13 protein-coding genes are annotated in these 11,487 nt (G+C 72.7%); 4 read left to right on the forward strand and 9 right to left on the reverse strand.

The genetic code is table 11. The annotated features are described in order from the left end of the window. The first annotated feature begins 229 nt into the window (after window positions 1–229). Window positions 230–709 (forward strand): YcxB family protein, encoded by a 480-nt coding sequence (locus E1266_RS30005; RefSeq protein WP_132052740.1) that lies wholly within the window; start codon window positions 230–232, stop codon window positions 707–709. 15 nt (window positions 710–724) lie between these two features. On the opposite strand, the gene E1266_RS30010 is transcribed toward E1266_RS30005, so the two are convergent. Beyond that, complete coding sequence (locus tag E1266_RS30010) at window positions 725–1,951, reverse strand: hypothetical protein (protein ID WP_132052742.1); 1,227 nt, start codon at window positions 1,949–1,951, stop codon at window positions 725–727. Window positions 1,952–2,238: 287 nt separating this feature from the next. On the opposite strand from E1266_RS30010, the gene E1266_RS30015 reads away from it, so the two are divergent. After that, on the forward strand, window positions 2,239–2,631 hold the full coding sequence (locus E1266_RS30015; protein ID WP_132052744.1) for a VOC family protein: 393 nt from the start codon (window positions 2,239–2,241) through the stop codon (window positions 2,629–2,631). A gap of 19 nt (window positions 2,632–2,650) precedes the next feature. Here the strand turns inward: E1266_RS30015 and E1266_RS30020 are convergent, their stop codons facing one another. From E1266_RS30020 to E1266_RS30030, 3 genes are all read right to left on the reverse strand, one after another. Next, window positions 2,651–3,502, reverse strand: coding sequence for a DUF6416 domain-containing protein (locus E1266_RS30020; protein ID WP_132052746.1), 852 nt, complete (start codon window positions 3,500–3,502; stop codon window positions 2,651–2,653). A 112-nt stretch (window positions 3,503–3,614) separates the two neighbouring features. Next, window positions 3,615–5,624, reverse strand: coding sequence for an MMPL family transporter (locus E1266_RS30025; RefSeq protein ID WP_132052748.1), 2,010 nt, complete (start codon window positions 5,622–5,624; stop codon window positions 3,615–3,617). Between the two features lie 114 nt (window positions 5,625–5,738). Next, window positions 5,739–6,299, reverse strand: a complete 561-nt coding sequence (locus E1266_RS30030; protein ID WP_132052750.1) for a helix-turn-helix domain-containing protein — start codon at window positions 6,297–6,299, stop codon at window positions 5,739–5,741. Window positions 6,300–6,460: 161 nt separating this feature from the next. Between E1266_RS30030 and E1266_RS30035 the strand changes: the two genes are divergently transcribed. Beyond that, window positions 6,461–6,979, forward strand: coding sequence for a hypothetical protein (locus E1266_RS30035; protein ID WP_132052752.1), 519 nt, complete (start codon window positions 6,461–6,463; stop codon window positions 6,977–6,979). Between the two features lie 70 nt (window positions 6,980–7,049). On the opposite strand, the gene E1266_RS30040 is transcribed toward E1266_RS30035, so the two are convergent. The 4 genes from E1266_RS30040 to E1266_RS30055 all read right to left on the reverse strand — a co-directional run bounded on the left by E1266_RS30040 (window position 7,050) and on the right by E1266_RS30055 (window position 10,198). Further along, entirely contained in the window at window positions 7,050–7,769 is a 720-nt protein-coding gene (locus E1266_RS30040; protein ID WP_165966266.1) for an alternative oxidase, read from the reverse strand. Between the two features lie 157 nt (window positions 7,770–7,926). Next, entirely contained in the window at window positions 7,927–8,790 is an 864-nt protein-coding gene (locus tag E1266_RS30045; RefSeq protein WP_132052756.1) for an MHYT domain-containing protein, read from the reverse strand. A 166-nt stretch (window positions 8,791–8,956) separates the two neighbouring features. Next, a complete protein-coding gene (locus E1266_RS30050; RefSeq protein ID WP_132052758.1) occupies window positions 8,957–9,355 on the reverse strand; it encodes an NUDIX domain-containing protein in 399 nt (132 codons plus the stop codon). 27 nt (window positions 9,356–9,382) lie between these two features. Continuing rightward, window positions 9,383–10,198 (reverse strand): SAM-dependent chlorinase/fluorinase, encoded by an 816-nt coding sequence (locus tag E1266_RS30055; RefSeq protein WP_132052760.1) that lies wholly within the window; start codon window positions 10,196–10,198, stop codon window positions 9,383–9,385. Window positions 10,199–10,234: 36 nt separating this feature from the next. On the opposite strand from E1266_RS30055, the gene E1266_RS30060 reads away from it, so the two are divergent. Next, a complete protein-coding gene (locus tag E1266_RS30060; RefSeq protein ID WP_243719059.1) occupies window positions 10,235–11,146 on the forward strand; it encodes a LysR substrate-binding domain-containing protein in 912 nt (303 codons plus the stop codon). Here the strand turns inward: E1266_RS30060 and E1266_RS30065 are convergent. Beyond that, window positions 11,143–11,487 (reverse strand): RidA family protein (locus E1266_RS30065; RefSeq protein WP_132052762.1); only part of this gene is annotated, 345 nt, incomplete at its 5' end. The two genes, E1266_RS30060 and E1266_RS30065, sit on opposite strands and share 4 nt — an antisense overlap.

Consider the following 11,487-nt stretch of genomic DNA (forward strand, 5'->3'; position numbering starts at 1 on the left):
GCCCCGCCCCCTTCGCCCTAGGCGCGTGCGGCCGTCGTGCCGCTGCTCGGGAGCAGCCGCACGACGGCCGGGTGCCGCCGGGTGGTGCCGCGCGGTCAGGCGATGCAGACCCCTCCAACGTCAAACATCTCCATTCGCCCTTTCTCCGGCGGCCCCCCGCGCTGACGCGGGTTGCCGTGGTCGGCGGGTCTGACGAGAATGACCGGCCTATCGGATCAAGGCGGCGAAGATGGACATCACCCTGCGGTACGAGGCCACTCCCGAAGAGGTGGCGCGAGCGCTTCACCTCGGGCTGAGGCGGCAGCTCAGAGGCGTCTACATCGTCCTGCCGGCCGTCCTGGTCGTGGCGGCGGCCGTGTGCTTCCTGGTCGGTTCCGCCATCATGGGCGCCGGAATGCTCATCGCGGCGGTCGCGGCTCCGATGGCGGCGACCCGGGCGGTCCGCCGGCTCGCGATGAAGCAGCTCTCCTACCTCTGCGTGCCCACGACGGTGCACGTGACGGACGACGGGTACGAGACGCGGACCGACCAGTCCACCACCGCGATGAAGTGGTCCATGTTCAGCCGGGTCGAGGCGACGCCGGAGTTCTGGCTGCTCTACATCAACCGGCAGATCGCCGGCTTCCTCCCCAAGAACGCCTTCGACGCCGCGCAGCGGGCCGAACTCGACGCGTTCTTCGCCGCGCGGGAGGACGCGAAGGCCGCCTGATCCCGGCCTCGCCGCTCACTTCACGAAGATCGGCAGGGACCGGCGCGGCTCGAACCGGAACGCGGCCCCCTTGCTGATCTTGGTGACCGCGACCTCTCCGGACTCCGGGGCGGCGGTGTCGGTCCGCACGACCCGCGCCGTCCAGTCGGTCGCGGTGCCGCTCATCTCGACGTCCAGGTAGGGGTTCACCGCGCGGACGATCGCCCGCAGGGCGTCGGGGGTCTCGGGCGTGCAGAGCGGGAGCCACCCGCCGTCCTGATGCGCCGGCGACTGCGCCACCGTGACCGAGTCCCCGTCCCGGCTGAACCGGACGTACGGCATCGGGTTCATCAGCGGATGCAGCTCGATTACCTGGGCGGCGTCCCCCGGGGTATCGGACAGCCCGAGTGCCCGGTGCAGGCGCTCGGCGGCCACACCGGCGTGCCCGATGAGCTGCTTCAGCCCGATCCGCCGGAAGACGTCCTCGTCACCCGCCGCGCGTTCCCGCACGGCCAGCTGGAACGAGAGGTTGAGCAGGTGCTGCTGCAGGACGACCTCGTCCGCCATCCGGACCAGCGCCGAGTGCGAGAAGGCCGCGAAATCCAGATCGTCGACGAGCGGCCCGCTGTAGTCGGCGAGACCGTCCTCGGCGGGATCGATGTCGTCGAGGACGAGCGCGGCCGCATGCGACCGCTGGTTGACGGCGAGCGCCGGAATCGCCTCGACGCCGGGGAAGGACGGGTCGATCTCCACCGTCCAAGAGCAGTGCGGGTGACGGTCGGCCGGCTCCCGCGGCGGACGGTGGACCGGCCGCACCTGCGCCCTGGGATTGGTGGCCACGGCCGTGGCGTCGAACGTGGGGTCCTCGATGTCATGGCACATGAACTTGACCATGGAGGGGCCCATCGGCTCGACGTCCAGCAGCGCCCCGCAGTGGTCGAGGTGGAACGCCCCGTGCCACGGGTCGGTCACGCTGTAGCGGAAGTCCATGAACTGCGGCGGCGCGCCGATGTCCAGCTGCATGCCCTTGAAGATCGTGGGCACGTCGTCGCCCTCGAAGCCGAGCGCCTTCTGCATGCGCCGCGTGTAGATCGGACTGGCGGCCGCCCACTCCTCGATGGCGACCTGGGTCATCTCCTCCTGGCCCCAGGCCTCCAGGCAGAACGGCATCCCCGCCCGGTCGATCAGGTGGCCGATGAGCAGCAGCTCCGGTACCAGCGTGGCGAGCTGCGCACGGCTCAGACCTTCGTACCGGCTGGGCATCGGTTGCCTCCAAAGGTGTACCGCCCGCAATATAGACAGTCGATCAGACATCTGTCCAGAAACCTGGGTCGCGGCGTCCGACGCGGCCCGCCTCCTGACCGCCCTGGGCGGTCGCCCCGGCGACGACGTCCTGGACCTGCTCCCCACGGGCCCCAGCGCCAACATCTACGGCCTACTGCACATCCACGGAATCCCCTACACGGCAACCTTCTCCCGCCACGGCTCCTGACGGCTCGCACGCGCCGGTTCCCGGTGCGCCGACCGTGGACGGGAGTAGGTTCGCGGGCATGTGGGTGGAGTTGGTCACGGTTGTTGTGGATGACTATGACAGCGCCATCGAGTTCTTCACGGGGCCTCTCGGGTTCGAGCTGGTCGAGGACTCGGCTGCGTTGACCAATGACGGGCGGCCCAAGCGGTGGGTCGTGGTCCGGCCGCCCGGCGGTGGGACGGGGATTCTGCTCGCGCGTGCGGACGGAACTCGTCAGGCCGCCGTTGTCGGGAATCAGGTCGCCGGCCGCGTGGGGTTCTTTCTCCGGGTCGACGATTTCGATGCCGCGTACGAGCGCATGGCGGCCGCGGGGGTCGAGTTCGTCGGTTCGCCGCGTACGGAAGATTACGGGCGGGTCGTGGTGTTCCTCGACGTCGCGGGCAACCGGTGGGATCTCCTCGGCCCCGCCTGAGTGCGCACGCCCCGTGGGGTCAACCGGTGGCGGGGTGCCCTGCCGGTGGGAAGGGGCGTATTTCGGTGGTCGGGGCGAAGCGCCAGTCTTCCCAGGCGAACGGGTCGTCCAGCAGGACGAGGGTTGACGAGCCCCCGCCCAGGCAATGCGGGCCGCCGTGCAGGGACGTGACGAACTCGTGCCAGACGTCCGGGTCCTCGTATTCGAGCATCTGGCACGCGTCGGTGACGACGACGCAGCGGCGCAATGATGTGCCCTCGCCCAGGTGGTCGAAGAACTCCCGCCATCCCTCTGCTGCGTCGTAGGGCAGTTGCAGGGCCGCGACGAGGTGCTGGACGGCCTTGACGGCGGTCGTGCACGCCGAGCCGAGGGCCATCCGCACGTCCGTGCCGGCGAGGGCGTCGCCCAGGTGCTCGATGAACTTCCGCACCTCGTTGCCGGGTACCGCGAAGGCGAGGACCTGGCCGGGGTTCCGCTTCACGTGGTCGGCGGACAGGGCCCTTTCGAAGATGGCGGCGGTGCCCGGCTTGACGCCGTAGTCCGCGCCGCCCTCCCCGGCCCACCAGCGGAAGGGGTAGCGGCGGCCCGTCGCCCGGTTCGCCTGGCCCGCCTGGTTCAGGGCGCCCGCGACGACGTTCGGCGGGTTCTTCTTCCCTTCGGGGTCCAGGCCGAGTTCCGTCACGAGCTCGGTGCAGTGGACCTGCTGCCCCCGCCGGTCGAAGAGGTGGCGGAGGACGGCGCGGCCGTTGTCGTCCAGCGTCCGCCAGTAGGTGAGCGCCTTGTCCTCGTCGCCGTGCGACCACTCGGGATCGTCGTGGCCGGACCCGCCGCTGTGCTCGTCCCATCGCCGGTCGTCGTCGGTCAGGTACATGGGGGCGAACCTTTCGTGAGCCGGGCGTCCACCCCATGGTGGCGGACGCCCGGCTCGGGTGCGGCCGGGTGGCGGAAGGCGGCCGTCCGGCGCCCACCGCGCCGGAGATGTGCTACTTCGGCCGCTCGCGGGCGGGCCACCAGAAGCGGGGGCCGGTGTCCAGGGCCAGGGCCGGGACGATGACGGAGCGGACGAAGAAGGTGTCCAGGAGGACGCCCAGGGAGACCAGGACACCGATCTGCACCATCATCGTGACGGGCATGATGCCCAGGGTCCCGAACGTGGCCGCCAGGACCAGGCCCGCGCTGGAGATGACGCCGCCGGTCACCGCCAGGCCGCGGAGGACGCCCGTGCGGTGATCGGTGCGTCCCACCTCTTCGCGGACGCGGGAGACCAGGAACAGGTTGTAGTCCACGCCGAGCGCCACCATGAACAGGAATCCCATGAGGGCGACCTGGGTGTCGACGGCCGGGAAGCCGAACGCGTGGCGGAACAGCAGCCAGGACGCGCCCAGTGCGGCGAAGTAGGACGCGACGACCGTGGCGACCAGCAGGAGCGGGGCGACGAGGGCGCGGAGGAGCGCCACCAGGACGAGGAGGACGACTCCGAGGACGAGCGGGATCACGACGCGGCGGTCGTGGGACTGCGCGTCGGCCAGGTCGATCTCGGCTGCGGTGCTCGCTCCGAAGCGGGCGTCCGGGATGCTCTCGCGGAGTGCGCGGACGGTGCGCTCGGCCGCTTCACTGTCGGGCGGGTCGGTCAGCACGACGTCGAGCCTTGCGAGACGACCGTCGGTGGACGGCAGCGGGGCGCCGACGTCGGCCACACCGGGGGAGTTCCGGAGGGCGGCGGTCACGGAGGCCGCGTCCGGCCGGTCGGCGATGACCTGGACGGGCCGTCCCTGGCCGCCGGGGTAGTGCTCGGCCAGCAGGCGTTCGCCGACCGTGGAACTCGGCGTGGTGGTGAGGAAGTGGGCCCGGTCGAGGCCGGTGTCCATGCCGAGCGCGGCGGCCGACAGCGCGCCGAGGACGGCGAGGCCGCCGATCCAGACGAGGCGGGGACGCGCGGCGATGCGGTGGCCGACGCGGTCCCAGGCGCCGCGGGCGGGCGGGGCGTCGCCGTGGCGGGGGATCCGCGGCCAGAAGACCCAGCGGCCGAGGACGACGAGCAGGGCCGGCAGCAGCGACATCACGACGGCGAGCCCGCAGAGCACCCCGATGGCGGCGACCGGGCCGAGCGCGTGGTTGAAGCCCATGTCGGCGGCGAGCAGGCACAGCAGGCCGAGCGACACGGTCGCGGCGGACGCGGCGATCGGGGCGGCGGCGCGGCGGAGCGCGGCGGCCATCGCGCGGTGCCGGCCGGGGTGGCGGCGCAGCTCCTCCCGGTAGCGGGCGAGGAGCAGCAGCGCGTAGTCGGTCGAGATGCCGAAGACGAGCGCGTTCAGGATGGTGGACACGCCGTCCGCCACGTAGAGGCCGGCGTGCTCGCCGAGGAGGTAGACGACCGCGCCCGCGACCTGGAGCGCGATCGCGGCGTTCACGATCGGCAGCAGCCACAGGACCGGGCTGCGGTAGGTGAGCAGCAGGACCGCCGCGACGACCAGGACCGTGATGATCAGGACCGGCCGGTCGATGCGCTCGAAGGCGTCGCCCACGTCGAGCGCGGCGCCGGCCCGGCCGGTCAGGCGGACCTCCAGGCCCGGCGGCGCCCCGGCGCGGGACGTGTCGCGGAGCGTCCCGGCCTTGCCGGTGAGGGTGTCGTCGTCGGCCAGCGGGACGGTCAGCATGAGCGCCCTGCCGTCCCGCGACGGCCTCGGCGGCGCGATCGCCGCGGTGGCGATGGGAGCGAGCGCGCGGCGGTCGGCCTCGGCCTTGGCGCGGTCCGCGAGCGTGATGCCCGACGGGCGGACGTAGGCGATGATGCCGGGGGCCGTCTCGCCGCCGGGGAACCGGGGCGTCAGCTCGGCCACCTCGGTCGACTGCGCGCCGCGGGGGAGTTCGGCGGACGATTCGGCCTCGACGACCTCGGACAGCCGGCTCGCCGCCGGTACGGCCAGGATCGTGATGACGACCCAGGCCAGCAGGACCGCCCAGGTGAGCAGGCGTTTGCGTGAGAGCAGCATGAGGTGCTCTCCTTTCCGTGGGGGACTCGTGTCGCGTGCGAACACGCCGTACGGCGTGGTGATGCGGGCCTCCGCCCGTCCGGGCCGCCGAGCGGCAACTCGGCGGTCCGGGCTCTAGACCTCCGGGAACGCCAGGAACCTGGCGTGCAGGGTGCGCGCGTCCGGCGGCGGGTCGTCGTCGGCGCGCTTGTAGCGGTAGATGAGCGCGATGTACTCCTCGAAGAAGGGCCGCACCTGCTCCGGCGTCAGCGTGACGGTGGAGAACGAGAACAGCAGCGCGTCGGCCCAGGGGCCCATCTCGTCGCGTGCCCGCTGGTAGCGGGTGAGCATGTCGAGCTCGTTCGCGAACTCCAGGCGGGTCAGCTCCTCGACCGCCTCGCGCAGCCGCGGCGACTGCTCGCGGTAGGGCGGGATCCGCCGGTCCGCGGGCACCACCCGCCACCAGCGCTCCCGGCCGCGCGCCAGCTCCGGCACCTCCTCCACGAACCCGTGCTTGGCGAGCTGCCGCAGGTGGTAGCTCGTCGAACCGGTGCTCTGGCCCAGCTCGCGGGCCAGCGTCGTGGCCGAGACGGGACCGCGCCGCATGACCTCGGCGATCCGCCGCCGCAGCGGGTGCGCGAGCAGCCGCACCTGCGCCGGATCGGTGAGCACCTCGGGTGCCGGCTGTTCCTTCATGCACGGGACGCTAGAAGTTGCAAAGGGTCTTTGCAATGCCTCTTTGGAAAGTTCACCGCAGAGAGGGAGGGGACCCGGGACCTGAGAGGGAGCGGCGTGTCATTGGACGGGCGGCACCGCTGTGATCAACTAAAGTCACTGAGGTCGCTGGGAGGGGAACGATGCGCGATCGCACGCACGAGGTGCCGCCGGGGGCGTCACTGGCCGAGAAGGTCGAGTGGCTGATACGGAATCTGTGGCCGGCCCACGCGGGGCCGCCGCGCAACAACGTGGAGACGGCCGCGGCCATCGCCCGTGCCACCGGCGCGGACATCTCGTCCACCACGGTGTGGAAGCTGCGCACGGGACGCCAGGAGAACCCGCAGCTCAAGACGCTCACCGCGCTCGCCACGTTCTTCGGGGTGCCGATCGGGTTCTTCGGCTTTCCCAGCGAGGCCGACCCCATCGGCGACGACCTCACGCTCAAGGCGCTCGGCCGCGACGTGGAACGCGGCATCATCAGGCCCGAGGTGCTGCGCGCCCTCGTCGACCTGTCCCCGGAGGCGCGGTGGGTCGTGGACGAGATGATCCTCGCCGCCGCGGCGGCCGACCGGCGGCGGAGCGACGGCATGGACCGCGCGCACCTTGCAGATCACGAGCAAGGCCCGGACCACGGGGAGCCCGGCGAGGAGAGCGCCTGAACCGGGCCGGAACGCCGGACGGCGCGGCGGCGGCCGGAGGACCGGGCCGCCGCCGCGCCGGGACAGCGGATCATCGGCCGGGCGCTTCGTGGAAGCGGGGCGCCGCCATGTTGACCAGGCTGTCCAGCTTGTGGACGCGCTCGTCGTGCCCGATCTGCCGCAGCAGGTCGGCGACCGAGGCGTACTCGCCGTACTCGGCGGCGTACGTCGCGGGCGCAGGCGCGTACTCCAGCTCGGGGTGCTCGGCCACGTACGCCATGTACTCGTGCTCCGCGTGGTCCTCGAAGTCGGCGTTGAGCCGGTAGCTCAGCTCGGGTCGCACCAGGAACAGCAGCCATGACACGTGGTAGTAGAAGAACGCCACGAGCCACGGCGCCAGGCGGTGCAGGAGGAACGACTGCCGCATCCCCTCGCGCTGGACCAGGTCCTGGAGGATGAGCAGGTGCCACTGCTCGTTGTCCTGCTCCTCGCGGGTCTCCACGATCCGCTCGTAGACGCGCTTGGCCAGCGCGGAGCGGCGGCGCCGCCGCGACAGCGAGAGGTAGCCCATCCGCTCCCACGCCTGGTACGGGACGCGCGCGATGAACTCCAGCATCGTGAACTTCACGAGCGTGCGCTCGCGGCCGTAGACCAGGTCCATCTGCTTGAAGAGCAGCCGGGCCAGGAGCCCGTACTTCAGCCGCGGGGTCTCCAGCGTCTCGATCTGGGCGGCGCGCAGCTGCGTCGGGGAGAGCTTCGGAGGGCCGGCGTGGACGGCGGGGCGGGTGAGGGTCTGCGTCATGTTCGTCATGCCGATGATGCTGCGGGTACGGCATGCGCCCCGGCATCGGCTTCCGAGAGACATCCGGCCTACGGCGTCCGGCCACCGTGCGCCCGCCCCGGTACCGCGCCGGGCGTAGGGGCCGGCCCTGGGCCAGGCTAAGGGGAGCACCCGCCGGTGCGGGCCGTCAGCGGCCCGGGCCGCCGTCGAACCACTGGCCGGCGGACCGGCCCGGCGGCGGCGCGACGGGGTCGGCGGGCGTGCGCGGGGCCTCGCCGCGCTGCCGGGCCTGGATGCGCTCCTGCAGTTCGGCCTCGATCCGCATCTCCTCCTCGCTCGGCGCCATCGCGATGATGACCAGCAGGATGATCGACACACCGCCGACGCCGCCCAGCAGCGGCAGCAGGAAGTCGACGGGCCGCGCCCCGGTGGGGGCGGCCATGCCCTCGTGCATGGTGATGCGCATCGCCGCCATGCCGGTGTAGTGCATGCCGCTCACCGCGATGCCCATGATCGCGGCGGCCCCGGTGGTCGCCCACAGGCCCTTGACGGAGAGGCTGAACCAGAGCGCAGCGGTGGCCGCCACGAGCGCGATCAGCACCGACAGGCCGACCAGGACGGGCTGGTAGTCGATGTGCCCGGACATGTTCATGGCCGTCATGCCGGTGTAGTGCATGCTCGCCACGCCGGCGCCCATGATGAGGCCGCCCAGGATGATCACGGGTGTGCGGGCGCCGGCGAACCCGACGATGAACAGCCCGAACGCGACGACCGCGATCGCCGTCCCGCAGCTCAGCAGCGTGAGCGGCACGTCGTAGCGGATCTCGTGGTCCTTGACGGTGAAGCCGAGCATCGCGATGAAGTGCATCACCCAGATGCCGGTCCCGCCGATGGCGAGGGCGGCGAGCCCCAGCCAGGAGGCGCGCGAGCGGCCGGTGGCGGCCCGCGCGCGGGTGGCGCACAGCAGGCCGAGCAGCGAGCCGATGAACGACATGAGGTAGGCGGCCGCCGGCGTGAGCAGGCCGTAGGAAAAGTGCTGGACCTCTGCCATACGGTCCCCCCGTAAGCATTCTCTGACCGATCGCGGCATCCTAATGGGTCCACCTGCGCGAATGCCCATCCAGGGGACGTTTACCGCGGACTTGAGGTCCGTGTCAGGACAGCTAACGGTCCGTCCGCTACTACGTGGCAAGGGTTTCCGGACGAGTCCCGACCGATCAGGTCAGCAGGCCGTTATCCGCCGCGAGATCCAGTGCCGCCTGGGCGGCCGGGGCCAGGAGGTGGCGCTCGGCGCGGCCGACGTAGCGGTACTCGTCCACCTCCCCGGCGGGGGCCATCGCGCCCCGGTGGCCGGAGGTGAAGCACGCCATGCGCACATGGGAGAAGTCCGGCTGGTCATGGGCCGGCGCGCGGATGACGCCCAGCTCCCGGAAGGACGTCCTGTCGAGCTCCAAGCCGAGCTCCTCCCGCACCTCGCGGGACAGGGCCGACCAGTCGTCCTCGCCCGGCTCCCGCTTGCCGCCCGGCAGATACAGCAGGTCGCGGCCGCGGGAGCGGACGGCGAGCATCCGGTCGCCCGACACCTGGACCCAGGCGACCACATCGAGATCTTCCACGGCGACGAGTCTCCCGCAGGGGCGGCGCTACGCGCGGCGCAGGGTGACGCTCCCCGCCCCCGCCAGGCCGAGGACCTCGGCGGCCGAGCCCTGGTTGACCGCGAGGCCGAGCCGTCCGGACGAGTTTATCCAGACGAGGGGCTCGCCGGGGGCGACGCTACCGAAGGTCTCCTCGAACGCGGCCCGCGCGGACCCGGGCGCCGGGGCGGCCCACACGACGTCCAGCGGCGTCCCGTGCGGGAGCGGGCCGAACGCGGCGGTCAGGTCGTCGGGCCCGGCACCGAGGATCACGCTCCCGAAACGGTCGGTGTAGAGGACGGGGGCGGTCAGCTCCCCGTCGCCGACCAGCGGTGACGGGACGTCCAGCGGCAGCGGCTCGACCGGGGGCCCGAGGTCCGCCAGGTCGACGCCGGTGGCGAGGTGCCCGGCGGCGGGGGAGAAGACGTCGCGCCCATGGAAGGAGGCGGACACCGCGGGCAGCCGGTACGCCGGGTTCTCCAGGGCGTGCGCCCGGACGGCGCCGCCCAGCGCGTCGGCGGCGGGCGCCAGGAGGCCGTTGTCCGGGCCGACCAGCACGTCGCCGCGCCCGGTCTCGATCGCGACGGGGCGCCGGGACGTGCCGACGCCCGGGTCCACGATCCCCACGTGGACCCCGGCCGGCAGGTACGGGAGCGCCTGGCGGAGCAGCATCGCGCCTTCCCGGACGCCGAACGGCGTGATCTCGTCGCTCAGCACGAGCACGTTCGCGGCGGGCGCGACCGTGTAGACGACGCCCGCGCAGATCGCGGTGTAGGCGGCGCCGAAGTCGGTCGCCAGGCTGACGAACGGGCGGCTCTCCGGCATGCGGCGACCCTACCGGGCCCCTCGTATGCTGCGTCCGTGCGCGCCGAAGCCCTCGACCCCGTCCTGCTGCGGACGTTCGTCGCCGTCGCCGACCTCGGCTCGTTCACCGCCGCCGCGGCCGCGGAGGGCTATACGCAGTCGGCCGTCTCCCGGCAGATCGCGGCGCTGGAGGACGTCTGCGGGGTGGAACTGTTCGCGCGCGGCGCCCGCGGCGTGCGCCCGACCCCGGCGGGGGAGCACCTCCTGCCGCACGCCCGCGGCCTCCTCGACCGGCTCGCCGAGACCGCCCGCGCGCTCGACGGGCTGCGCCGCCTCGACACCGGGACGCTGCGGGTCGGGGCGTTCCCCACCGCGAACGCCGCGCTGGTGCCCCGCGCGCTCGCCCGGTTCCGGACCCGCCATCCCGGGGTCCGGCCGGTGCTGCGGGAGGGGACGACCGAGCGGCTGCTGCCGATGCTGGAGGCGGGCGACCTCGACCTGGCCGTGGTCAGCACGTACAAGATCCCGTCGATCGCGGCCGACGACCTGGTCGCGCTCGCCGACGACGCGCTGCTCGTCGCGCTGCCGAGCGGCCACCGGCTCGCCGCCCGGGGCCGCCTCGCGCTCGGCGACCTCGCGGACGAGACGTGGATCGTGGCCGACGACCCCGAGGCCGTCGCGGCCCTGCGCGCCCGCTGCGAGACCGCCGGGTTCGTCCCGGAGACCCCGCTGCGGGTCGCGGAGTGGATCTCCAAGCTCGGCCTGGTCGCGGAGGGGTTCGGCGTCACGCTCGTGCCCGCCCTCGCCGCGTCGGCCGCGGCGCGGGAGGGGGTGGTCCTGCGCGCGGTGGCGTCCGACGTGCCGCGCCGGTCCGTCTACGCGGCGGTCGGGCGGCATGCGCGCAGGTCCCCGGCGGTCACCGCGTTCCTCGCGGACCTGCGGGACGCCGCCGGGGAGCTGAGCGGCTAGGGGACGGCCGCGACGATCTCGACCTCCAGGAGGGCGTCGGGGTGGAAGAGGCGCGGCACCTCGACGGTCGTGCTGGTGGGCGGCGGGCCGGTGAAGTACTTCGCGCGGACGGCCCCGTACTCCCGGCGGAGGCCGAGGTCGGTGAGGAAGGAGCGGATGTTGACGACGTCCCCGAACCCGGCGCCGTGCGCGGCGAGGATCCGCTCCAGCAACGAGAGGACCACCTCCGACTGGCGGGCCATGTCGCCCGGCGCGTCCACCTCGCCGTTCTCGCCCAGGGCGATCTGCCCCGACACGTACAGCATCGGGCCCTGGGTGACGTAGGCGGTGTGGGAGTAGGC

Origin of the sequence: Actinomadura sp. 7K534 (genome assembly GCF_004348575.1) — a bacterium.
Classification (GTDB): Bacteria; Actinomycetota; Actinomycetes; order Streptosporangiales; family Streptosporangiaceae; genus Spirillospora; species Spirillospora livida.